This window comes from Enterococcus sp. DIV0724b (genome assembly GCF_050531475.1).
GTDB classification, from domain to species: Bacteria; Bacillota; Bacilli; order Lactobacillales; family Enterococcaceae; genus Enterococcus_L; species Enterococcus_L haemoperoxidus.
The window spans coordinates 246,427-272,478 of sequence record NZ_CP172890.1; the positions used below are offsets into that span (position 1 = coordinate 246,427).

General features: G+C 36.3%; 21 protein-coding genes. All 21 read left to right on the forward strand.

The window, feature by feature from the left end; genetic code table 11:
* Positions 1-77 precede the first annotated feature (77 nt).
* Positions 78-2,132 (forward strand): ATP-dependent DNA helicase RecG, encoded by a 2,055-nt coding sequence (recG, locus tag IGJ02_RS01155; RefSeq protein ID WP_430602919.1) that lies wholly within the window; start codon positions 78-80, stop codon positions 2,130-2,132.
* A gap of 322 nt (positions 2,133-2,454) precedes the next feature.
* Positions 2,455-3,453, forward strand: a complete 999-nt coding sequence (gene plsX / locus IGJ02_RS01160) for a phosphate acyltransferase PlsX (RefSeq protein ID WP_430602920.1) — start codon at positions 2,455-2,457, stop codon at positions 3,451-3,453.
* A gap of 143 nt (positions 3,454-3,596) precedes the next feature.
* Positions 3,597-3,836: an acyl carrier protein gene (gene acpP, locus IGJ02_RS01165; protein ID WP_010761893.1), complete on the forward strand. Its 240-nt coding sequence runs from the start codon at positions 3,597-3,599 to the stop codon at positions 3,834-3,836.
* Positions 3,837-4,096: 260 nt separating this feature from the next.
* A complete protein-coding gene (locus IGJ02_RS01170) occupies positions 4,097-5,104 on the forward strand; it encodes an ABC transporter ATP-binding protein (RefSeq protein ID WP_430602921.1) in 1,008 nt (335 codons plus the stop codon).
* Complete coding sequence (locus tag IGJ02_RS01175) at positions 5,104-6,048, forward strand: ATP-binding cassette domain-containing protein (protein WP_010761891.1); 945 nt, start codon at positions 5,104-5,106, stop codon at positions 6,046-6,048. The genes IGJ02_RS01170 and IGJ02_RS01175 overlap by 1 nt, the downstream gene beginning before the upstream one ends.
* Entirely contained in the window at positions 6,048-7,010 is a 963-nt protein-coding gene (opp4B, locus tag IGJ02_RS01180; protein WP_010761890.1) for an oligopeptide ABC transporter permease, read from the forward strand. Before IGJ02_RS01175 ends, opp4B begins: the two co-directional genes overlap by 1 nt.
* Positions 7,011-7,041: 31 nt before the next feature.
* Positions 7,042-7,947 (forward strand): ABC transporter permease, encoded by a 906-nt coding sequence (locus IGJ02_RS01185; RefSeq protein ID WP_010761889.1) that lies wholly within the window; start codon positions 7,042-7,044, stop codon positions 7,945-7,947.
* Positions 7,948-7,963: 16 nt separating this feature from the next.
* Positions 7,964-9,742 (forward strand): oligopeptide ABC transporter substrate-binding protein, encoded by a 1,779-nt coding sequence (locus tag IGJ02_RS01190; RefSeq protein WP_010761888.1) that lies wholly within the window; start codon positions 7,964-7,966, stop codon positions 9,740-9,742.
* A 348-nt stretch (positions 9,743-10,090) separates the two neighbouring features.
* The gene (locus IGJ02_RS01195; RefSeq protein ID WP_010761887.1) at positions 10,091-10,387 is read left to right on the forward strand and encodes a WXG100 family type VII secretion target; all 297 of its coding nucleotides are present in this window, start codon (positions 10,091-10,093) and stop codon (positions 10,385-10,387) included.
* Positions 10,388-10,636: 249 nt separating this feature from the next.
* Positions 10,637-14,017, forward strand: a complete 3,381-nt coding sequence (gene esaA, locus IGJ02_RS01200; protein ID WP_430602923.1) for a type VII secretion protein EsaA — start codon at positions 10,637-10,639, stop codon at positions 14,015-14,017.
* A gap of 31 nt (positions 14,018-14,048) precedes the next feature.
* Positions 14,049-14,543 carry a hypothetical protein gene (locus IGJ02_RS01205; RefSeq protein ID WP_010761885.1) on the forward strand — a complete coding sequence of 165 codons (495 nt, stop codon included), beginning with the start codon at positions 14,049-14,051 and terminating at the stop codon, positions 14,541-14,543.
* 14 nt (positions 14,544-14,557) lie between these two features.
* Positions 14,558-14,818: a hypothetical protein gene (locus IGJ02_RS01210; protein WP_010761884.1), complete on the forward strand. Its 261-nt coding sequence runs from the start codon at positions 14,558-14,560 to the stop codon at positions 14,816-14,818.
* Between the two features lie 13 nt (positions 14,819-14,831).
* Entirely contained in the window at positions 14,832-16,004 is a 1,173-nt protein-coding gene (gene essB / locus IGJ02_RS01215) for a type VII secretion protein EssB (protein WP_430602925.1), read from the forward strand.
* Positions 15,985-20,448 carry a type VII secretion protein EssC gene (essC, locus tag IGJ02_RS01220; protein WP_430602926.1) on the forward strand — a complete coding sequence of 1,488 codons (4,464 nt, stop codon included), beginning with the start codon at positions 15,985-15,987 and terminating at the stop codon, positions 20,446-20,448. The genes essB and essC overlap by 20 nt, the downstream gene beginning before the upstream one ends.
* A 38-nt stretch (positions 20,449-20,486) precedes the next feature.
* Positions 20,487-20,924, forward strand: coding sequence for a DUF5082 domain-containing protein (locus tag IGJ02_RS01225; protein ID WP_430602927.1), 438 nt, complete (start codon positions 20,487-20,489; stop codon positions 20,922-20,924).
* Positions 20,925-20,948: 24 nt separating this feature from the next.
* Positions 20,949-21,242 (forward strand): TIGR04197 family type VII secretion effector, encoded by a 294-nt coding sequence (locus IGJ02_RS01230; protein ID WP_010771988.1) that lies wholly within the window; start codon positions 20,949-20,951, stop codon positions 21,240-21,242.
* Positions 21,242-21,952, forward strand: coding sequence for a DUF4176 domain-containing protein (locus IGJ02_RS01235; RefSeq protein WP_430602929.1), 711 nt, complete (start codon positions 21,242-21,244; stop codon positions 21,950-21,952). The genes IGJ02_RS01230 and IGJ02_RS01235 overlap by 1 nt, the downstream gene beginning before the upstream one ends.
* Before the next feature lie 30 nt (positions 21,953-21,982).
* A complete protein-coding gene (locus tag IGJ02_RS01240) occupies positions 21,983-23,950 on the forward strand; it encodes a T7SS effector LXG polymorphic toxin (protein ID WP_430602930.1) in 1,968 nt (655 codons plus the stop codon).
* 12 nt (positions 23,951-23,962) lie between these two features.
* Positions 23,963-24,409 carry an SMI1/KNR4 family protein gene (locus tag IGJ02_RS01245; protein ID WP_430602931.1) on the forward strand — a complete coding sequence of 149 codons (447 nt, stop codon included), beginning with the start codon at positions 23,963-23,965 and terminating at the stop codon, positions 24,407-24,409.
* Positions 24,410-24,425: 16 nt separating this feature from the next.
* A complete protein-coding gene (locus tag IGJ02_RS01250) occupies positions 24,426-24,854 on the forward strand; it encodes an SMI1/KNR4 family protein (protein WP_430602932.1) in 429 nt (142 codons plus the stop codon).
* 468 nt (positions 24,855-25,322) lie between these two features.
* On the forward strand, positions 25,323-25,922 hold the full coding sequence (locus IGJ02_RS01255; protein WP_430602933.1) for an immunity protein Imm33 domain-containing protein: 600 nt from the start codon (positions 25,323-25,325) through the stop codon (positions 25,920-25,922).
* Positions 25,923-26,052 lie beyond the last annotated feature (130 nt).

The window sequence follows — 26,052 nt, forward strand, 5'->3', positions numbered from 1 at the left end:
TTATCGAAGCCAGACACTTGTTGTTTGGCTTTTTCTATAGAAAATAAACAAATAGTGAGTAAAATGCGTATTTATTTATGAGAGGAGGAAGAGTGGTGAACTTGTCAGATGATATTGGTGTCTTGACTGGAGTAGGGCCAAAACGTGCCGAAAACTTGAAAGAATTAGGCATTCAAACAATTGAAGATTTGTTATCTTATTACCCTTTTCGATATGATGATATCCAAGAAAAAGAGCTAAATGAAATCCAAGATCAAGAAAAAGTCACACTAAAAGGTTTGGTTGTATCGGAGCCAGTTGTGAGTCGTTATGGCTATAAAAAAAGCCGAATGATGTTTCGAATGATGCAAGACCATGCAGTGATCAATGTTTCCTTCTTTAATCAGCCTTATTTAAAAGACAAAATTGTCATGTCCGAAGAAATAGCAGTGTACGGAAAATGGGATGCAAAACGTAAGTCATTGAATGGCATGAAAATTTTAGCGGCAAAAAATGATGGTGAAGATTTTGCTCCGATTTATCATGTAAATAAAAAAGTTCGACAAAGTAGTTTGATTCAGTTGATTCGTACTGGATTTGAAGAATATGGTACCCTGATTCCGGAAATTCTACCAGAAGATCTGTTAGAGAAGTATCGGTTGATGCCAAGAAAATCAGCAATGTTTGCGATGCATTTTCCTAGTAATCCAGAAGAAAGCCATCAAGCGAAGCGGCGTGTTGTTTTTGAAGAGTTCTTCTTGTTTCAATTGAAGATGCAAGGGTTGAAGAGACAAGAAAAAGCAGAAAAAAATGGGTTGAGCATTCAGTATGATGTGGAACGTTTAAAATCTTTTACGCAGAAATTGCCTTTTGAATTGACTGCAGCTCAAAAGAAAGTAACGAACGAAATTTGTCGGGACTTAATGAGCCCAAATCACATGCAACGCTTATTACAAGGCGATGTAGGGAGTGGGAAAACAGTTGTTGCGGCAATTGCTCTTTATGCAACGATGACAGCTGGCTTTCAGGGCGCTTTAATGGTGCCAACAGAGATTTTGGCGCAACAGCATATGGAAAGTCTTCAACAATTGTACGATCCCTTAGAAGTACGCACAGCACTATTAACTGGGTCGACCAAAACAAAGGAACGACGAGAGATTCTTGCACAATTGGCGATAGGTGAAATTGATATTATTATTGGGACTCACGCCTTGATTCAAGAAGATGTCTTGTTCAGTAGATTAGGCTTAGTGATTACGGATGAACAACATCGATTTGGTGTAAATCAACGCCGAATTTTAAGAGAAAAAGGCTTGAAACCAGACGTATTATTTATGACGGCAACACCTATTCCAAGGACATTAGCGATTACAGCTTTTGGTGAAATGGATGTTTCGATCATTGATGAAATGCCGGCTGGCCGTATTCCGATAGAAACACGCTGGATTCGTCCTCCTCAATTAGATACTGTTTTAGAGTGGATGGAAAAAGAATTAGCTCGTGGACATCAAGCCTATGTGATTTGCCCGCTGATCGAAGAATCTGAAGCGCTAGATGTAAAAAATGCGACAGAGATCTTTGAGCATATGTCAGCCTTCTTTAATCCTACTTATCAAGTTGGCTTACTTCATGGAAAAATGAAAAACCAAGAAAAAGAAGAAATCATGCAGGAGTTTAAAGAAAATAACTTACAACTGTTAGTTTCTACTACTGTAATCGAAGTTGGAGTCAATGTTCCTAATGCAACGGTCATGTTGATCATGGATGCAGATCGTTTTGGTTTGGCACAACTACATCAACTTCGCGGTCGTGTCGGTCGGGGATCAGATGCATCTTATTGTATCTTGGTTGCTAACCCTAAAAATGAAATGGGCGTAGAACGGATGAAAATCATGACGGAAACCAATAATGGTTTTGTGTTAAGTGAAAAAGATTTAGAATTACGTGGTCCAGGTGAAGTGTTTGGTGCCAGACAATCTGGCGTACCACAGTTTGCTGTAGGGGATATCGTGACAGACTTCAATATTCTTGAAGTTGCCCGCCAAGAAGCTAGTGCTATTTGGAAAAAAAAGCAATGGTGGATTTTACCAGAGTATAGAGGTATTGCCGATAAAATTAAGCCTCATGATGATGAGCAGCAGTTTTTTGATTAATGTTAAGGAACTGGCTGAAGAGATGTTTCGCTTTTCGATGATCTAGCTGCACGAGCCAGCTCTTCGGAAAAAAGATGAATCATATTCGTGACAAAGAACATCACGAGTATGATTCCCTATTTTTCAGACGGAGCTAAACGTCTCGTTTCGCTTTTCGATGATCTAGCTGCACGAGCCAGCTCTTCGGAAAAAAGATGAATTATATTCGTGATAAAGAACATCACGAGTATGATTCCCTATTTTTCTGACAGAGCTAAACGTCTCGTTTCGCTTTTCGATATGTTATACTACTTATTGTAATTTATCTAGGAGGGACTATGTTATGAAGATTGCAGTTGATGCAATGGGTGGCGATCATGCGCCACAGGCAATTGTTGAAGGCGTGATGTTAGCCAAACAGGATTTTCCAGAGGTTGAGTTTTTACTTTATGGAAAAGAAGATGAAATTAAAAAATATGTAACAGATGAAACGAATATTACGATTATCCATACGGATGAAAAAATCAATAGTGATGATGAGCCCGTTAAGGCGATTCGTCGTAAGAAAACAGCTTCTATGGTACTCGCTGCACAAGCAGTAAAAAATGGTGAAGCCGATGCGATTTTTTCTGCGGGTAACACAGGTGCGTTACTAGCCGCTGGATTATTTATTGTTGGACGAATCAAAAATGTTGAACGCCCGGGTTTGATGTCGACTTTACCAGTAATGGGCCAAGCGGATGGCGGGTTTGATATGTTAGATTTAGGTGCGAATGCTGATAATAAACCCGAGCACCTTGTTCAATATGCTGTATTAGGTTCTTTTTATGCTGAAAAAGTTAGAAATATCACAAAACCTCGTGTGGCACTTTTAAATAATGGTGCGGAGGAAACTAAGGGCAGTGAATTGACTAAAAAAGCTTTTGAGTTGCTTTCAGCAGAAGAAAGCATTCATTTTATCGGAAATGTAGAGGCGCGTGATTTACTAAGCGGAGCAGCGGATGTTGTGGTAACAGATGGTTTCACTGGAAATGCAGTGTTGAAATCAATTGAAGGAACAGCCACAAACATGATGGGGTTGCTAAAATCCTCGATTCTTGCAGAAGGATTTAAAGGAAAAATGGGTGCGTTACTTTTAAAGAATGCATTACGCGGAATGAAAGATGAAATGGATTACTCCAAACATGGAGGAGCTGTTTTATTTGGATTAAAAGCACCTGTCATCAAAACCCATGGATCAACAGGTCCAGAAGCTGTTCGTTATACGATTCGTCAAATTCACACTATGCTGAAAACAGAAGTTGTACCACAACTTGTCAGCTATTATGAAACGAAAGAATAGTCGTTTCCGCAACCTGATTGCAACCGTATTGTAATGGTTTTGCAAAAAAAGATGGACAAATCCATCAATTGTGAGTACAATGTATCATAGCGTTTAACTCAATAGTGAGGAACGCTGTTCAAAAGCAGTGGAGGTGAATACAGTTGACTCGTGAAGAAGTACTTGAAAAAGTAGCGAAGATTATCTCAAACCACTTTGATATTGAAGCTGAGAAAGTGACAGATCAATTAAACATTAAAGATGACTTGAATGCAGATTCAATTAGTGTAATGGAATTTGTTTTAGAGCTGGAAGATGAGTTTGGTACAGAAATTTCTGATGAAGACGCAGAGCAAATTGAAACAGTTGGTGCCGCTGTGGATTATATTATGAATAACTTATAAGTTGTAATGAAAAAGTAAGGCAAAACAAATCCTGTTTTGTCTTACTTTTTTGCTTATTCGGGAAAAAATGTATTACCAAAATGTTGCAATTTTTACAAATTTTATATACAATTGCTTAAATATGATTACAATGAGAATATGAGTTTTTTTAAAACGATTACAATGAGTATAGTAAAAATAATTATTAAAAAACGGAGTTTTTTTGATAAGTTTTACTGTTGTGATAGGCTATTTAACTGAGCAAGAAGGAGTGTATTAAAGTGAGTGATGGTAATCAATTGTTAGACGTTCAGCATCTGCATACAGGGTTTCGTATTAAAGACGAATACTACGATGCTGTTGATGATGTATCATTTGAATTAGGAAGAAATGAAATTTTAGCGATCGTGGGTGAATCAGGTTGTGGGAAAAGTACTTTAGCCACAACGATTATTGGGTTACATGATGAAAATAATACCCGTGTAACTGGAGAAATCCTTTATAAGGACTTAAATTTAACTACATTTAACGAACAATTATATAATAAAATCCGTGGTAATGATATCGGAATGATTTTTCAAGACCCGTTGTCAGCACTAAATCCATTGATGCGAATTGAAGATCAGATTAAAGAAAGTTTAACATATCATACGGATATGAATGCAGAACAAAAACAAGCGCGAGTAATCGAATTATTGACACAAGTGGGTATTCCTAATCCCGAACGAGTTGGAAAGCAGTATCCTCATGAATTATCTGGAGGAATGCGCCAACGTGTGATCATTGCGATCGCTATTGCTTGTAAACCAGCAATTATTATTGCAGATGAACCGACAACGGCATTGGATGTTACGATTCAAGCGCAAATTTTAGATTTACTCAAGGACTTGCAAGAAGAAACTGGCTCAGGAATCATTTTGATCACCCATGATTTAGGTGTGGTAGCTGAAATGGCAGATAAGGTGGCAGTGATGTATGCAGGTCAATTTGTTGAAGTTGCGACTGCAGAAGAATTATTTAATAATCCAAAACATCCATACACGCGCTCATTGTTACAATCTATCCCTCAAGAAAATTCAGATGATAGTCAGTTACATGTAATTGAAGGTGTGGTTCCTTCCTTAAGTAAGTTACCAAGAGAAGGTTGTCGCTTTGCGCCGAGAATTCCTTGGATTTCAGAGGATGCTCATGAAGCAGAGCCGACATTACATGAAGTGTCAGAGGGTCATTTTGTCCGCTGTACATGTTATCAGCATTTCCATTTTAGAGACGATCAGGAGGAAGTATAATGGCAGAAATTATTCAAATCAAAGACTTGAAAGTTCATTATCCTATCCGTAGCGGCTTCTTTAATCGAGTGACTGATCATGTGCTGGCAGTTGATGGTGTTGATTTTATTATCGAAAAAGGTAAAACGTACGGCTTGGTTGGTGAGTCTGGTTCTGGTAAATCTACTACAGGTAAAGCGATAATTGGGTTAGAAAAAGTGACTAGCGGCAGTATTATATACCAAGACAAAGATGTGACAAAAGCTCATAATCGTAAAGCCATGAAATACAATAAAGATGTTCAAATGATTTTCCAAGATTCAATGTCTAGCTTAAATCCAAAGAAACGAGTATTGGATATCATTGCTGAGCCGATTCGTAATTTTGAACGATTGAGCGACCAAGAAGAAAAGAAAAAAGTCAAAGGGCTTTTAGATATTGTCGGGATGCCAGAAGATGCATTGTACAAATACCCTCATGAATTTTCAGGCGGACAGCGTCAACGTTTAGGTGTTGCTAGAGCGGTGGCAACTAGTCCTAAGCTGATCATTGCAGATGAGCCAGTTTCGGCTTTGGATTTATCCGTTCAAGCACAAGTATTGAACTTTATGAAAAATATTCAAGAAGAATACGGCTTGAGCTATCTATTTATTTCCCATGACTTAGGCGTAGTGAAACATATGTGTGATAATATTGCGATTATGTACAAAGGTCGATTTGTGGAAATTGGGACTCGTCAAGATATTTATACAAACCCACAACATATTTATACGAAACGCTTATTATCAGCTATTCCTAAAATCGATGTTGCGCATCGTGAAGAGCACAAAGCGCAACGTCGTCAAGTGGAAAAAGAATATATTGAGAATCAAAAACATTATTACGATCAAAACGGTCGTGTGTACGACTTACGTACAATTAGTGATACACATCAAGTAGCGTTAAAAGATGGAGGTGCAATCTAATGTGGAAGACGATTTTACGCCGTGTACTCTTTATGATTCCTCAAATCTTGATTTTAAGCGTATTGATTTTCATGTTAGCTAAAATGATGCCGGGGGATCCTTTTACGGGACTTATCAATCCAAATACAGATCCTGCCGTTATTGAGAAAATGCGTGAATCAGCTGGGCTGAATGATCCTTGGACAACACAATATGTTCGTTGGATCGTCAACGTTTTCCATGGCGATTTTGGTGAAAGCTTTATTTTCAAATTACCAGTATCAACATTGATTGGTAGCCGTGCAATAAATACGATTCTCTTGTCCTTAGTGACAGTTGTGATTATGTATGCGATCGCGTTACCATTAGGCGTTTTATCAGGCCGCTATCAAAATTCTATTTTAGACAAATTTGTAGTAATTTATAACTTTTTCAGTTTTGCAGTACCACCATTTATTTTTGCCCTCGTTATGCTGTTTATTTTTGGTTACCGTTTAGATTGGTTTCCTACAACGGGGTCGATTTCCAGTGGTGTCGAGCCAGGGACAGGTGCTTATATTTGGGATCGATTCTATCATTTGATCTTACCAGCACTCTCTCAAGCACTTCTTGGAACAGCGATCACGATCCAATACTTGCGTAATGAAGTGATTGATTCTCAATCATTGGATTATGTGCGGACAGCGCGTTCAAAAGGGGTACCGACGAATAAAGTGTATACAAGACATATTTTCAGAAATGCTTCTTTACCAATTGTTTCTCAACTTAGCTACGAAATCACAGCTTTAATCAGTGGTTCGGTAGTTATTGAAAAAATCTTTGGTTATCCAGGAATTGGGAAATTATTTATCGACTCGATCGGACAACGTGATTATGCAGTAATCACAGCCTTAGTATTGATTTTAGGAGTTGCAACGCTCGTCGGAAATCTGATTTCAGATATCGTAATGAGTCTTGTAGATCCACGGATTCGGGTTCAATAGAAAATCAATTTTAAGGAGAGGAAGAGACGAGATGGATAAAAATAAAGAAAATGCAGCAGTTGCTGTACCAGAAACGATCCCACCGATGGGATTTCGAATGATCGCAAGAGAATTCAAAAAAGACAAATTAGCGATTTTCTCACTTGTACTGTTAGTAGCCATTTTATTGGTTGTTTTTATCGGTGCTCTTTTGACTGATCAAGACAAAGTAATGACAGTTAGTATTTTAGATAAATATGCTGAACCTGGTGGAAACTTCATATTAGGAGCAGACGAAGGCGGACGTGATGTGCTTGGTCAATTGATCATTGGTGCTCGTAACTCTGTTGTCATCGGTTTTGCAATCACGATCCTAACATCGATCATCGGTGTGGGAATCGGTATTGTTTCAGGATATTATGGCGGAATGTTTGATAATGCTGTGATGCGTGTGGTTGACTTTATCATGATTTTACCGATCATGATGATCATCATCGTATTTGTTACGATCATTCCGAATTATAATGTTTGGTCTTTTGTAGGAATCATGAGTGCCTTTTACTGGGTCGCCAAAGCGCGGCTGTTTAGAAGTAAAACGTTATCTGAGGTTCGTAGAGACTATGTGAGTGCTTCAAAAACGTTAGGAACCAGCGATTTTAAAATCATGTTTCGAGAAATCATGCCGAATCTAAGTTCATTGATCATCACCAACTTAACAATCAACTTTGCGGCAAATATCGGGATCGAAACGACACTGACGTTCTTAGGATTTGGTTTGCCGACAAATGTGCCGAGTCTTGGAACATTGATCGGATATGCCAGCAATGGCGATGTTTTAGCAAATAAAACATGGATCTGGGTACCTGCATCAGTACTGATTTTAGTAATGATGTTATGTATAAATTATATTGGCCAAGCGTTTAAACGTTCAGCAGATGCTAGACAACGTTTAGGTTAGAAGAGGAGGAAGTAGTGTGAAGAGCAAAAAACTTTTGGGTTTAATTACACTGACAGCAGTGGTAGCTGTAACATTGGCTGCATGTGGTGGAGGTAAGAAATCAGATTCAGGCAACAAGAATGTAGAAACTGAGGATATCAGCAAATTTACAATGAAGGTTAAAAATGACAAAGAAGCAATCAAAGGCGGGACTTTGGATGTAGCAGTTGCGTCAGATACTCAGTTTAAAGGACTATTTTCTAAAATATACTATCAAGACTCGTATGATAATTACTATATGAGACCTTCTGATGAAGGGCTGTTTAGCTACGATGAAGATTTCGTTATTACAGATGAAGGTGCTGCTAAGCTAGATTTAGATGTTGATAATAAAAAAGCAACAATCACACTGAAAGAAAATATTAAATGGTCAGATGGTGAACCTGTAACTGCTGATGATTTGATTTATCCATATGAAGTGATCGGGAATAAAGACTACACAGGAATTCGCTATGATGACAATTTTACTAATATTGTTGGAATGGAAGAATACCATGATGGAAAAGCAGATACTATTTCAGGTATCAAAAAAGTAGATGACCAATCAATCGAAGTAACATACAAAGAAATGAATCCAGGCATGTTGCAATTAGACGGTGGCGTTTATACAAGCGCAATGCCGAAACATATCTTTAAAGATATTCCGATCAAAGATCAAGAAAAAAGTGATGCAGTCCGCAAAAATCCTGTAACATACGGTCCTTACTACATGAGTAAAATCGTAACAGGTGAATCAGTGGAATATTTACCAAATGAACATTACTACAAAGGAAAACCTAAATTAGATAAAATTGTATTTACTAACGTGCCTACTGCTTCAATCGTTGAAGCGGTGAAAGCGAAAAAATATGACATGGTTTACTCAATGCCGACAGATAACTTCCCAACATATAAAGATTCAGAAGGCTATCAAATGTTAGGTCGTGAAGAGTTAGCTTATACGTATGTTGGGTTCAAACTAGGTACTTTTGATAAAGAAAAAGGCGAAGTGATCATGAATCCAGATGCAAAAATGGCTGATGTGAAATTACGTCAAGCAATGGGTTATGCGATGGATAATGATGCAATCGGACAAAAATTCTATAATGGTTTGCGTACTGGTGCGACAACATTAATTCCACCAATCTTCAAAACATTACACAATACAGATGTTAAAGGCTACCAATATGATCTAGATAAAGCGAAGAAAATTCTAGATGATGCGGGCTATAAAGATACAGATGGCGATGGACTTAGAGAAAATCCTAAGGGTGAAAAATTAACGATCAACTTTGCCTCAATGGCAGGTGGCGAAACAGCTCAACCTTTAGCTGATTACTATCTACAACAATGGAAAGAAATTGGATTAGATGTGAAATTAGCTACTGGTCGTTTAATTGATTTCCAAGCATTCTACGATAAAATCAAAAACGATGATCCAGAAATCGATGTATTCCAAGCTGCTTGGGGCGTAAATAGTGCACCATCTCCAGCAGGATTATACAGCCGTAACGCAGCATTCAACTACTCACGTTTTGCTTCAGAAGAAAATGATAAACTATTGAAAGCAATCGATTCAAAAGCTTCATTTGATGATACAAAACGTAAAGAAGCATATGATGCATGGCAAGAATATATGTTTGAACAAGCACCAGTTATTCCAACGTTATACCGTAATGAAATCATGCCAGTTAATGATCGCGTGAAATCATTTACTTGGAATTACGAAGAAACAAGAGACTTCTATGACATTGAATTAACAGCTGAAAAACGTTAATTTATTGAGTAAAAGAGAGCAATTGAAAAAGACACTTCCATTATTTTTTGGAAGTGTCTTTTTACTTTTGTTGGCTTAGTCTATGAGGGGGAAACAAACTAAAGATTTTTATTATAAAAAAAACAAAATGAAAGTATTGTATTAAAAAGAATTACGTTTGTTTTGGTTTAATAAAAATATTTTACAAATAAATATAACTTTTATTCTATTAAAATAACAAAAATATCAATTAGGCTCCAATCGTTAGCTTTAAATAATAATTTATTTCTAAAAAACGTTGACAAGCATACTTAATGACCGATATACTATTTATGTAAACAATTTTATTATAGATTAGGAGAGATTATAATGGCAGGAGCAATTTCCGTCACACCCGAGCAACTGAAATCACAAGCAAAGGTATATACACAATCACAACAACAAATCCAAGATGCGATTCGTAAAGTAAATTCTATGAATCAACAAATCGCGCAAGAGTGGAAAGGTCAAGCGTTTCAATCGTATTTAGAACAATACAACCAATTAGAAGGAAACGTTAAAAAAATGGAAGAATTATTGATCAGCATCAATAGTCAATTGAACAAGTATGCTGATACAGTGGCACAACGTGACCAACAAGATGCAAGTTCTTTCGGTTTAAACTAAATTAATTTTGAAATAAAAAGCGTCAGTGCAATTCATTGCGCGGGCGTTTTTTAATTATCTAGCTTCAAGAGCTAGCGTTGCGCCTTGCTGTAATCGCATCATTTCCTAAGAGCTAAAGCTCTTAGGAGTGAAGGTTTCAAGAAAAATAGAAAAAATAAATGAGGCAAAGTCCGCCCCAGCTATTTTTTCTATTTTCCTATCAAGGTTGAACGAGCTCTTTCAGCTTTTAAATTAGGAGAGAAGAGAAAATTGAAAAATAAACTAAAAAAGTATCTTCCTATTATTTCGATCATCGTCGGTAGCATATTGTTCTTATCTATTCTTTCTTATATTGGTTTCAAAAGTGATAATATCCAACAAACGTCTAATGAAAAGGTAACGAAAATGCAGTATGTATTGGTAAATGAAGATAAAGGAACTCTTTTTGAAGGGAGAAAATACTCTTTAGGAACGGACTTTGTCACATTGATCAATCAAGACACCGCTAACCGGTGGGAGACCACTACCAGAGATATCGCTAGTCGTGGAGTTGCAGATGGACAGTTTGATGCACAGATCATTATTCCGCAAGATTTCTCTGAACGATTGCTTTCACTACAAAGTATAAATCCTGAAAAAGCTTTAGTAGAGTATCAAGTAAGAGAAGGACAAAATGAGATAACCAATCAGGCGATTCAGGTAAAAGTGAATGATATTTTAAAAGATTTCAATCAACGAATTGTACAAATGTATTTTTCAAGTATTGTAGGAAATCTGTCAGAAGCCCAACAAAATGTCAATCAAATGGTTGGATTGGAAACAAACCATAAAAATAATTTGGAAAAAACAATTTACTTACCATTTAAAGAAGTACCAACTAATTTCTCAAGTGTCATTGATACAGCCAGTATCTTGGATGAAGACAATAAAATGTTTACATCCGAACAAAAAGCGTTTGTTCAATCAGTGAAGCAATTGATGGAAAGTAACAACACTGGTTTAGAAGCAAATAGTCAGGCAACCGAGGAAGTACAGAAATCTGTGAACGATTATGCAGATGAAGGAAATAAAAAACTAGAAACATCCATTAAACAGTTTAATGAGCAATTTGAGCTACAAAAAGAACAATTAGAGAATCAATGGCAAAGCGATTTGAAAGGATACAAGGCTCAATATGATGGTTTTGATGATAGCATAAAAAATCAATTGGGATTGTTTCTTACAAAAGGGTCTGAAGAATCTAAGGACTCTGGCGTTTACGCGAATTTTTTAACGAATGCATTTGCATTTAAAGAAACACAAACTAAAAGAATTGAAGAGTTAACAGGTGAAATAAAAGAGTTGGAAAAACAAGTAACAGAACTAACGACTTTAAAAGAAGATGTTGCAGAAAAGTACTACAACGATAGAAATGCTAATCCAGAAACTGCGGAAGAAGACCAAGTGAAACTAGCTATTTCTAAGTTAATCTCACCTTTGGATAAAGATTCTGAGATTAAGGAAGACGGAGAGTACTTAACTGCTGTAAAGAACGAACTTCAAAAATTACAAGAACAGGCTCTTCCTTCAAGCACGGATTTTCCGATTCTCTTAGCAAAACTTGTAGGTGATGGACTACTTACGCCATCAGAAAGTGACAAATTAAGTGCTTCCTATAATTTGGTGACACATTATGATCCTACTCTCACGGTTGGGAATGGCAATCAATTCAACATACTATCAACGGTTCCTAAAGAAGATATTTCAACTAATTTCAATGTAACGAACACAGTTAATATAGATTTGAAAAGAGCCAGTCAAAGTTTACAATTCGGACATATAGTTAATACTGGAAGCGGAGATAGAGTCGAAGTTATTAATATGGAAACAATCAGAGGAAGTTTAGAAAGAGAAATCCTTCGTAATTTATCTGGTTCAGACTATACCGCAACTGTTTCTAATGATGGAACACAGCTAACGATAGCAATTATACTTAAGGACACTGAAAGTACTGAACCACCCAAAGCACCTGTGAATTCTCACATGTCGTATACATTTGAATCCCAAATACAATGGACATATCCGAATGATCCAAGTGATCATAATGAATATTATCAGTGTAATTATTTCTGGAAATTGAACAATGCAATAACATCGTCTGGGCAATTAGCTGCTTATATAGACAAAGATCAGCCTCTAAAACAAGATTTACCTGAACTGTTTAGCCTTTTCACCACCTTAACATCAGTAGCTGAGAAATTAACCACTATATACGCTGATCCGATTCAACAAGATGTGGTTAGCTTCGCGGACTATGTTACAAGCAATCCAGATAAATCATTCAATGAGCTAGCTACGCCTAATTCTGTTTATTGGCTATATGATAATGTTACGGATACTAAAAAAGTTTCACAAATTTCGGAATCACTCTATAAAAATTATAGGGCAAACGGAGATAGCCTATATCACAACATTGTAGAACAAATCAACAAACTAAACGCTACAATCGGAACCAATACTGATAAAAATGAAGGCGAAACGATGACGTTATATGGCACGTTAAATCTAATGACTGTACCAGATATGATGTTGCAAGAAGCCTCAATTTTAGGTGAGTGGTTCGATAAAGCCAGTCAAGAAATCGACGGGACCTATAATTCATGGAAAGAAACAGAACGAGTAGCAGCAGAATCTGTTATCACGGATACAAATGCACATCCTGATAAGAATGATACGGCTGCAATCAATTCTACTACGGAAAACTTGGTGAAAAGTATCCAGACATTAGCAAGTAGTTCAAGAGAAACGGCTAAAGCAACAGAAGAATCCGCAGCACAGGTCAAAGACGTTGCACCGATTATTCAAACCTTGAAAGAATCGACAAACAAGGTGCAAACAGATGCAAATGGTATTTTAACAAATCTAGATAAAACGGTCACGGAAGTAGACGAAAAAACAAATGACAATGCGAAGTACGCAGAAACATTTGATAAAGTTCTTTCTAATACAAGAAATGGCGGTTCGGATAATTCAACAGTCTTTAACTTTCTTTCAAATCCAATTCAGGAAAAAGGCGATTTTGGTAAAACTAGACAAAATTCTTTGATTCCTTATTATGCAACGATTATTGCTGCATTTATTATTATTTTGGTCGCGACTGCGATGCAAAAATACATGAAACGAAGAAAAGTGTCTAAAACGGACTTGCTGATGAATCCATCAAGAGCTTGGTACAATACGTCAAATGTGATGGTGATACTGCTAAGCAGCGTTGCTTTGTCGATCGCATTTGCCCTTAATTTGAGTCTAGTCGTTGGGATGAATGCAAAATTAGCTTGGTTTAGTTATGCCTTTTTAGTTTTACTAGCAGGATTGTTGCTGACACTTGGCTGTATGAGACAGTTCAGATTACTGACGCTTTATCTTAGCGGTGCAATATTAGGCTTATTCTTTATGCTGACACCACTACTAGGAGTAGCCACTAAAACAGGCACATTCGCCAATATATTGTATCGAGTATCACCATTACAAAATATTCAAAATGGCTTCACCGCATTGCTAAACGGAGCCAGCATTGGTTGGGTAAGTTATCTGATTCTCGTAATTTTAGCATTGAGTGGTATTCTATTGAATTTTTGGGTGAAACCAGAAGACAAAAAAGTAAAAGCATGATCTTTTCTATTATTTGTAAGGGAGAAAAACGATGCAACATAGACCAAAAATTGATGTTAAAACGATTTTAAAAGGAATGCTTGTTCCTTTACTCTTCATTTTCTTACAAAGCATTCCTGTTCATGCAGATACTGGCGACTTAAAAATAAATAACCATGTGATCTACGATAAAAATGAAGGTAGTCAGAGTAATTCTGCTACCTTTACGATCAATCAATTATTTATGAAAGATATGTCTGCTCAGAATAAACAATTAGATGAAGAAAAAATGAAGGTAATTGAAAATGCACAAAAAGAAGTTTTTATGAAAGAAACACCAGCACAACGTACAGTTAACCAACAAATAACACCCCTTCTTTTCTCAAACGGATATGTCTTGAATGACAGTTTAGATTCTGGAGATTCAGGGTTAAAGCAAGGAAATAACATTGGATTTATTGTATTTTGTGTAGTCGGTGGACTCCTTGTGGTAGGCCTTGGAATTTTATTAGGTCGAGCATTTCCTACATGGGTAAAAAAAGGATAGGAAGGTAGAATTTTATGCGGAAAGACACATCTATTGGTATTGGGTTACATGTGGGCAAACAAATCATTGATTTACAGATTCCTATAAAAGTTTCTGGAAATCGTTTAAAAGAACTATTGAGAGAATCACTAGAATTACTAAATATCTCTTTACCAGAATCATTTGAGTTAGAGATACTAAATAAAGCAATTAAGTTAAACGGAGAAGTTCTTCTGGCCAACTATGCACTAGGTGATGGAGATCAATTAATTGTGAAAGAGACAATGAAAAAATAAAGGGGCCTATGACGTGAGTGAAGTAAAAGATATATCAGAAAAAATAGATATCCAAGTTCAAAAAGACAAGGTACTAGTCACATTACAAGCGAATCAATACCGCTTAGCAGAGCTGGATCAATTTCAAGCCGTTCTCCAAAAAAGAGACGCACTATTAGCTGGGGAACTGTTGGAGGCAACAGAAGAGAAATTAGTCTTATCTTATGATAAAGATAATTATGCCGTATCGATCGAAGAAGCGGTAAGAAAAATGTCATCATTTAATCGACTGCTCTTAGCGCAAAAAATTCGTTTCATTGAGCCTTTTATCCATTCAACGATTCAACCATTTATCCACCCAAGAAATATTTTTCTTTTTGGAGAAGAGTTATCGATTGCACATAGAGGATTTATGAATCTAGTTGTACCACATGTAACAAATGAAGAAGACTTTTTAAAACAATATCGTGCGTTGATTCTATTTATTCTTCATCCAAAATTAGATTATGAACGGTTGATCGAAGGCGCTGGAACATTGCAAGATCCTCTGTCTAAAAATATTCAAGCCGCACTTTCACCAGAAGAAATCGATCAAATGATTAGTGAACAAGTGGTCATCCAAAAAATGAAACAAGAGAAGCAAAATCAACTTGTAAATAAAAAAAGCTATACGCTGTTTAAATGGGGCAGTCTTGTATTGTTGGTTGCAACGCTTATTTTAGGTTTCTTTGTTGGAAATTATGCACTGAAAGAAGTTCCTACGCAAGAAAGAATCATTACAGCAGAAGCAAATTACATTGCTAATGATTATTCAGGCGTATTAAGCACGCTGAAAGAAGATACACCAGAGAATCTACCTAAAAGTGCACAATATGTCTATGCAGTAAGCTCGATACAACTGGATAATTTATCCAATGAGCAAAAAGAGATGATTTTAAATAATATTTCACAAAAATCAAATGAAAATACACTTTTATATTGGATCTATATCGGAAAAGGCGCGTTCGAAAAAGCTCTTGATATTGCGCAAAACGTAGGAGATAACCAATTTATTTTACACGCTTATACAAAACTGTATGATGCAACAAAACTAGATACAAAAATGAATGGTGAAAAGAAACAAGAGCTATTAACGAAATACGAAGAAGCCATTGCTAAATATATGAAACTATTAGGAGGAGCAACCGATGATTCTGAAAACGAATAAAACAGAAGATGAGTCAATTGTTCCTATCGATGATCAAATGCAGCCAGCTGCGGATGTTCTTATGGATGTCTTCTATTTTGGTGATGTCTTTTCTCATCATCAGTTGACAACAGCAAAACAAGAACGAATGATCGACGGACATTCAGTGTCTTATGATGGACAGAAGATTTTATTTGATAACAAACCGTTTGAAAAAAATAATCCTCAATTTATTATTGTAAAACCAACCGAGTATCAAACGATTGCTACAAGTAAACCTAAAAAAGATTTTACGATCTCTTCTACAGCTTCCTCCGCAATTAGTTTACCAACTGCGGCATTTGTTTCAGTTACAGTTGAGGCAAAAACGACTAATTATACTGTTGATATTTACGCAAATGAAGAAACGATTTATTTCAACGGACAACGAATTACTAAAGGAAAATTTGAGTTTGGTACTGGCGATCAGCTAGTGATTGATAAACTGATTATAGAAGTACGAGAAAATCAGCTGAAGCTCACAAATTTAGGTACTGACTTTAAATTAAATCCATTTGAAATCATTGAACAAAGCTACCAACCTGAATACCCATCAGAATTTCCATTATTCAGACGAAGCCCACGTATCCATTTAAAAGAACCGAAGATGGATGTAGAAGTAATGACACCGACACCGAAAGAAAAAGAAGGGAAAAATGAACTCTTAAGAACGTTGGTTCCTCCTTTAGGAATGGTGGTTTTAAGTGGTGCTACAAGCTTTTTAAGTGGCGGAAATCCGATCATGATGCTGAGTATGGGTGGCGCTAGTTTATTAACGGCGGGTTTTTCTGTTTCCAGTTATTTTACGAATAAGAAAGAAACCAAAGAGAAAAATGAACGTAGTGAAGGCTCTTATAGACAATACCTGATTCAGAAAAAAGGGGATATTTCTCTTTTACAACAAGAACAAGAGCATGCTTTGACGTATATGTATCCTTCAATGAATGATCTTGCCTTGATGGCCAAAGACTACCAAGCACGGATTTATGAACGCATGACCACCAATGAAGATTTCCTGAAAATCCATGTTGGGACTGGCGAAATCAAATCAAGTTTTTCTGTAAAATATCAAGCAAATGAAGAAAGTGATTTAAGTTCGCTAGCGGAAAAACAACTCGTTTGGCCGTATCAACAATTAGAAGCGGCACCAATTGTTATTCCTTTAATGGATCAAACGGTTGGGCTAGCCGGGAATTATCCAGTATTACGAACAGCTATTCAAACGCTCTTATTCCAAATTTCAATGCTGCATTCATACCGAGATGTTGAATTTGTAACGCTGGTTCCAGAAAATGACTATGACGTCAATTGGCATGCGTGGCGTTGGCTGCCTCATTTGAAGATTCGTAGTTTGAATCTAAGAGGAATCATCCACAATGCCCAAACACGGGATATGGTGCTTAACTCGTTTTACCAAATTTTAACGAAAAGAAGACAAGAACTGAAAGAAAATAGCAATGAAAAGATTCGATTCCAGCCGCATTATGTATTCTCTATTTTAGAAGAGAGCTGGTTATCTGGACATGGGCTAAATGAATTTTTAGCAGAAGATATGAGTCCGTATGGTGTAACTGTGATTTGGGGGAAAGATGCCTTACCGATGTTGCCTGAGACAACGACGACGTTGATTGATTACCAAAGTAGTGAAGCGGCGATCTTGATCAATCAAAATAATGAGTATGTAAATCAAGCGTTTGTACCGACTCATTTACCAACGGCTTATCCGATTGAAGAAGCGTTGCAGAGATTGGCGAATTTACATCATGTTGAAGTGGAGAAGAATGCCATCCCAGAAGCAATCGATTTTCTTGAATTATACGATGTAAAAGCAGTTGATGAGTTAAACATCGGCACACGTTGGACAAAAGCAGATACGTCTAAATCATTAGCGGTTCCATTAGGTGTGCGCGGTAAAGACGATATTGTTTACCTTAACCTACACGAACGAGCACATGGGCCTCACGGGTTAGTTGCTGGTACAACAGGATCTGGTAAATCAGAAATCGTTCAAAGTTATATCTTATCTTTAGCCGTGAACTTTGCACCAGAAGATGTTGGCTTTTTACCGATTGACTTTAAAGGTGGAGGAATGGCGAATTTATTTGCTGACTTACCTCATTTACTGGGTTCTATTACCAATTTAGATGGCGCAAGTTCTGCCAGAGCTTTACAAAGTATTCGGGCAGAATTACAAAAAAGACAACGTAAATTTAGCCAATTTGGAGTGAATCATATCAATGGCTATACAAAATTATATAAACAAGGCAAAACAATTACAGATCCAGAAGAAAAGAAAAAATACCCAAGCGATCCACTGCCACACTTGTTCTTAATCAGTGATGAGTTTGCCGAACTAAAAGCTAATGAACCAGACTTTATGGCGGAACTTGTTTCAACGGCTCGAATCGGTCGTTCGTTAGGTGTCCATTTAATCTTAGCGACTCAAAAACCTAGTGGTGTTGTGGATGACCAAATTTGGTCGAACTCTCGTTTTAAACTAGCGTTGAAAGTAGCCGATGCCAATGATTCAAATGAAATCATCAAAACGCCAGATGCGGCAACGATCACGCAACCAGGTCGTGCGTATTTACAAGTCGGAAACAATGAAATTTATGAACTATTCCAATCTGCTTGGAGCGGAGCGAATTATGATCCGTTTGTCTCACGAGAAGAAAAAGTAGATGAACGTATTTGGCTGATCAATCAATTGGGACAATACGAATTATTAACAGCCGATTTGTCACAAGAAGAAGATACTGTTGTGAAAAAGGAAGAAGAAAAAACGCAGTTGGATGCCATTGTAGAAGCAATCCAAGCATATTCAGAAGAAACCAACGCGGTATTACCAGAAAAACCTTGGCTTCCGCCACTAGAAACAGTGATCGATTCGCCAATTTTATCGAAGGAATGGAGCGATACAAGACAATTAAGTGTTCCGTTTGGCTTTATGGATATTCCTTCTAAACAAGAGCAAGTCGTGTTCAACTTTAATTTTAACGAACTGACACATACGGCGTTTTATGGCTCACCAGGTTTTGGTAAATCAACAGCACTTCAAACATTAGTGATGAATCTTGCGCGATTAAATACACCGAGTCAAGTGCAGTTTAATTTATTTGATTTTGGTACAAATGGTTTACTTCCGCTAAAAAAACTTCCTCATGTTGCAGATTTAGTGCGTTTAGAAGAAGAAGAGAAATTAGTAAAATTCTTGAAGCGAATCCGAAAAGAGATTCAAGAGCGAAAAGATGCATTTACCGATTATGGGGTAGCCAGTCTATCTCAATATGAAGAAAAATCAGGGAATAAACTTCCTGTAGTCATTACCATCATTGACGGATTTGATGCCATCAAGGAAAGTCCCTTAGAAGAAGAAATTGAATCTGTTGTGAATCAGTTGCTACGAGAAGGGGCTAGTGTAGGTCTGTACGCTGTTTTATCTGTTCTTAGAACATCTACCTTCAAGATGAGTATGGCAAGCAATATACCATCTCATATCGGACTATTCCTTGTAGAGGAAGGGGCAATCAGAGATGTTGTTGGGCGAGATGCATTGATTCCACAAGAAATCATTGGACGAGCACAAATCAAATTAGATGACCCGCATGAACTTCAAGTCTTTCTTCCAACACATGGTGAAAATGATATTGACCGCTTAAATCATTTAGAGCAAGAGATAGAAGCAATGGATCAAGAATGGACTGGTGAACGTCCGATTAAGATTCCGATGCTTGCAAAAGTGGTTTCAATGGCTGATTTCTACGAGTCAAAACAAACACAAATGATGCTGGAAAATATGCAATTGCCAATTGGTTTGGATAAAGAAACAACGAATGTTGTCGGATTTGACCCACAAGAGCATGGCTACTTTGTGATTGGAGACGATTCACCGCAACAAACAGAATATATTGAAAAAGTCATTGTAGAAAATCTAAAACATTTTGAAGGACGAGCACAACGAGTGGTCTTTAACGGATCAGAACGTTTCGGCGGCTTTACGGAAAGCTTTGACATGATGGTTGCTGAACCAGATTATAGTACCTTTGTAAATGATTTAGTCAGCGAAATCGAGGTTCGTCAGGACGCAACAGATCCTGAACCAATGTTTGTCTATGTTCCAGAGGCGCATGTATTTGGAGATAAGACATTCATTACCAATGATGCAATTGACGTGTACCTAAGAAAAGCCGCGAAAGTGAAGATTTACTTTATTTTCCAAGGCAATCAAAAACAAATTGAAAATAGCTTTGATGACTTTAATAAACGACTACGTACGAATATCCCAGCAGGAATGATCGGTACACGTTTAGCGGATCAAGGATTTATCAATGTGAAATCAGGCTATAGTGAACCGACAGTTGAACTAGATGAGTCTCATTTCTTTGTTGGACGGAATGCTTGTCGAGTGAAGTTGGTTAGTGAGTAAAATAAATAATTATATGCTGTAACAAGGAGGAAAAAGCGATGGCTAAAGATGATGCAGCAGAAAAAAAGCGTCAGGAGAAGAATGCTCAAAATAGACGAGAATCAACAAGATGGCAACAAATAGGAAATGAACGAAAAGCAAATTATGATAAAAATCAAAAAAAATTAGAACGATTAAAAGAAGCAAAGAGCAAATTAGAAAAATCTATGAAGAACTTTTCGCAATTTGAGAATCAAGTGAAGCAATACCCAACAAAATTAAGCACAGGACAATTTAAAGGAACACTTCGAGATAAATTTGATGAAAAAGCAAACAAAATGGGTACGGCATTACACACAGAAGAAAATTCTTATCAAAGAAATATGGCAAAATTAGATGCAGAAATAGCAAAGAAAGAATTAGAACAAGGAGATTTGCTTGGTGCTGTAGAAAGTGCCTTTAATACGGCAAAAAATTTCTTGGCTTCTATCTTTTAGCCTGAGCATGAGGAGAGATTATAGATGGGGAAAACAGGTGTAGATAAGGCGGCATGGGATGCAGTAGTTTCAAAAGCAGATAGTGCTGTTTCAAGTATTTCCAAGCCCACGATTAATGAATTGGGCAAAACAACTCTAAAACGCTTTAAAAAAGTGATAGAGACACAAAAAACACTGGTGAATACAGTAGAATCTTTCAAAAATGTTTCAAGTACAGATACACAGAAAATGAAACAAGTTGCTGAAAATATTGTCAATGAAGATAAGCAAGCATCTAAATCATTTGAACAAAATACAACCAAAGTGAGGTTTAAGTGATGGCAAATTATGATTCAAAGAAATTTTTTGAAGGTGTTTTGATCAATGATGAATCACTTACCTTTGAAGTGACAGAAGAGCTTATTCTAACGGGTGTTCTCTTAGGAGCAAATTTTCAGTTATTAAAATCAGTCTATAAAACGTATCGAAATTTAGATCAGCAATTTGAACACAAACCTATGGTCGGTGCTAAATTGAGCGTATTCTTTGATTATGAGGAACAGTGTGTCACCTTTGATCGTCAATCAAGCCAAGTGGTATTGACTATTCCCCAATTTTTGCAATACATTGGCAAAATTGATGTTGCTTTTGCACCTATTTATCCTGTTGGAACAACAGTTGAACTGGATGAAAGTATGTTGCCAGACAGCGTAGCAGAGATGTTTAAAGACGGCGATTTAGGAGCAATTGTCACTCTTACTGGAAGAAAAGTCCCGTTGATGTCAGGGTTTGATCATTATATTGTCGATTATTTAGGACGACTATGGCCGTTTGGAGAAATCCCTGGTAATGATCCAGTCTTGATTTCAAATATGATGATCAAGCGTGTAATTGCAGAAAGTTATACGAATGAATATGAAGAAGCCTTTTCCTTTGATGTATTACGGGCTACCCAAGTATTAAATCAACAAATCTCTACAGCGTACATGACGACAGAAGATGCGATTTCCTATTATGAAGCACTTTCTGGAATGACAACAACGGAGTAGCGTATAAAAACGTAAAGAAAGGAGCATATTATGGGCTTTCATGTAGAAACAGCCGAAATGAAAAAGGCGTTGGAACAGTATCAAAAACTATCTAAAACGGCACAAGAACAATTAGATAATGCCAAAAGTTCAATGAATGGTATCATTAACAGTAATGCGATGCACGGTCAAGTAGGCCAAGCAATCGCGGCTGATATCAATAATAATAAAAATGCTGTACTTGTTGGCTTAAAAAATAGCTATAAGTTAGTAGAAGCAGACCTCCAACAAACTTACGCAGATTTTGCAGGAACCACAGGAGAAACCTCACAAAGTGCGGTGTTAGACGAAGATGTTTTAACGAAGGCAAAAACAGCCATTGATAAATTTAAGACGGAGCACAAAGAAAAAAGACAAACCATCAAATCGACATACAGTGATATAGCCGATTTAATTTCGCTTTCTATGCCAAGCAGTAGTACGTTCACTAGTGCTTGCGATGAAGCAAAAAAGCAGTTGGATAAGATCATTCAAAAAGTCAATGAGTTTGATAGTAAGCAACCACCAAGCTCAGCAGAAGAGATCATCAATGTTTTATCTCAACAAATCAAAATGTCTGAAACCGCGAGTGGTTTAAGTTATACAGATCCAAGATTTATGGAATTTGTCTCACAGACAGAATTGGCAGAAGCAATCAAAGATATCGATAGTCAAATTGCTCAGGCAGAAGCAGATGCAAAACTAGAAGCTGAAAAAGCTGCAAAGAAAAAACAAGAAGAATGGGCAAAACATCATCCAGTAGAAAACTTCCTTCAAAATATGTCAGATAGCATCGGCGATTGGTGGGGAAATGTTGTCCAAGGAACAAAAAATCTTTCTATTCCAAAAGGATTTAAAGATATTCTTCTATTTGGAGAAGGGTTCCTTGGCGGTGCAGGTGAGATGGTAAGCTCAGTAGCCATTGGCGGTAGTCAAGTCATTCATTTAGGGGTTGAACTAGTCGAATGGGGTCTTGATTCAGCGAGAGGCATTGAAACACCACAATGGAAACTAGACGATATCAAAGGAGCATGGGAAAATACGAAAGCGATTGGCAGTACATTAAAAACAATCGGCTTGGGGCTTCAAGGAGCCACGAATCCATGGTTATTGGCAGTTAGCCCAATGCATCGAGAAGCGTTAAAAGAAACCTTTGACATGGGCGCAGGAATCGTTAATACTATAGTTAATGATATAAAAACAGGAAATGCCTATGCGATAGGTGGCTATGTATTTGATGTAGCGAGTATGTTTGTCGGAGTAGGCGAAGTAAATGCGGCGTTGAAAGGAACGAAGCTAGGTGCAAAAATAGCTGAGGGATTAAATGCGTTCAAAGCAACAACGAAAGCTACGACGTTGAGTAAACTAGGCAAAGTTACATCGATGGTCGATAAAAGCTTGAAGTACGGAGATGATGCCTTAAAAGCCTTTATGACAAAAGTGAAGAATATTCCAATGCCAATAATGGACGAAATAGCTCTTGCAGGTGGAGGAAGCGTCAAAGTTGTTGGTAAGGGAACATTGGATGATTATATGAAGGCAGCAAAAGCTAACTTTAGTAAGGGGAGTGGCGCTGTTGATGATGTGACTAAGAAATTAAAATCAGATGATTTTACTAAAGAGTTACTAGAAACAAAACCTAAAAATTCTAGAGATCCTAAAAAATGGTTAGATAAAGGTGGAGAAATCGATATCCTAGATGATGGAACATGGGTGTATAAAGATTGGGATGGCAATGTTATTAAATATACAGATGGATATCCTGATTTTAAAGAAGCTGGATTTGTTAGGAATGAGGTTACATTAGAAGATGGTTTTACAACAAGAACTAAGGATTTTCGAGAAGCTGATAAAATCTCTTCCAAAAAAGCTGACGGAACATGGCATCATCATCAAGATGGAAAGACGCTACAGGATGTACCGACTTTGGTCCACAGAAGATTTACACATAAAGGTGGGTTTGCATTAAAAAAGAAATGATGAGGTGAAATAATGAATAATATTAACGGATTTGGTCACTTATCAGAGATAGATATTTTATCTTTAGAAGAAAAATATGATATCGTATTTCCAAATGACTATAAAGAGTTTTTAGAAAATTATAACGGGGGATTACCTGCTAAAAATTATCTAACTACTCATTTAGATAATATAGGGGAAGAGATAGTTCTGGGTTCTTTACTTGGAATAAATGAAAATGAAAACTTTGATTTAGGAACTTGGTTGTTTGAATATAAAGATGAACTTCCACCATCTAGCTTTATAATTGGAACTGAATATAACTCAGGTTTATTTATTATGATAACTATTGGGGATGAACAAGGAGTTTATTTTTGGGATGATGCATACGAGTTAAAAAGTTCTTCGGATGAGGAAAATGTATACTTTTTAGCAAGTACATTTAGTGGATTTTTAAATAGATTTTCTATTGAAGAGTAGTAAGAGGTACCAACGAATGTTCAAAGATATCAAGGAGAATAGCAAAAATATTTTTTATGCTGTAAAAATGGAAGATATAATTGAAGTAGAAAAAGCACTTGGAATTATTTTTCCCAAAGAACTTAAAAATTTTTATTTAGAAGTGGGCTATGGATTTATCCACAGTAATATTGGGAATGTAAACAGAATTATGCATCCATTCTCAGTTAAAGATTTTAGACTAAGACAAAACGATTTTGAATATTATCCTGATATCGAAATATATGATGAATTTGAAGATGAAAAATTAATATTTTTTGAAGGCAATGAGGCTTCTATGCTATCTATTGGACTTGCTCCAGAAGAAAACGACATTTTTTATTATGATGAAAAAGTAGCTAATAGTTTTTCGGATTTTTTGATGAAGATTAATGAAGATGATACTTTTTATTATGATGCTCTTTAATCTAAAACTTAAGAAGAAACTCGAAAAATATTTTCACTATCTAATTATATTTTATGTAATATCTATTAAAGAGTAAAAATAGAAGCAATAGTATATAAAAACTAGTGATTCGTTCAAAGATTGCTAGTTTTTGTATATTTAAACTACCAAGTGAATCCGTGTATAACAATCTATGGTGTGATCTCTTGTAAGATATTGCTTTTTGAGTTTTCGAAAACAGCAAGGGAACAAAAATACGAAAAATGATTTTGAGTGGTATTACATAATTTTAATGAAAGTCTTATAAATAGAAAATTCTAAATCTGAAAGAAAGTTTTACAATATTAAGAAAAAGGCTACCATACCTCCTAGTGGAACTATCAAAATGTAGAATCTAAGGTAAGTGATTCTTTGCTGATGAGAGAATGTTAGAATTAGAAAAATGTCTGGGAATCTTTGAAAATTTTCATCAGAAGTAGGTTGAAATAAATGAGAGAATTTAAGCGAAAAATAGGAAATAAAGAATTTATAGCTACTGCAGAAAGAGAGTTAGAGCCTCAATTGTTAAGCCTGTTCTATATCCTAAAAAATATGAATGAGGAAGAGTTAATAAATGGATTATCATTCCAAATTGGCTGGTCAATTTATTTTTTAGAAGAAATAAATAAAGACTCATTCGTTATACTAACAAATGATACTAGCAAAAATCCTTTTGAAGATAAGACTAAAGATTTAACCTTGGCACTATGGGTACAGTTGGAACAAGGTCATTTTTTGAGAAAACTAAACTTAGAAGGCAAATCAATTAGTTTTAGCGATAAAATCATACTTCAAAAAAATATTTTAACTTTCGATACAATGTATATGCAAAGATCTAGTGATGTGGAACTAGGTGATTCTGGTTGGTATATAGGTAGTATAGAAGAGGATAATTCAGAAGAAGATCTATATTCCTTATATGCTTATCAACTTTTAAAACAAAAACCTGAGATAATTCAAGTTCTGGCTCTCCCAGATGAATATATGGTAATTTATGAAAATAATGAAATAAAAACTGTATTGAATGAAAATGATGAACCAGTTCTATAAAAAATATATGAGCAAAAGCTATACTTATTTACGATGAAATAAGGGAATAACGACTTATGATTAAATGTATAGAGGATAGTTGAAATAATTAAGGAAGACCCAATTAAAATGGTATGGAGAAAAGTAGTTC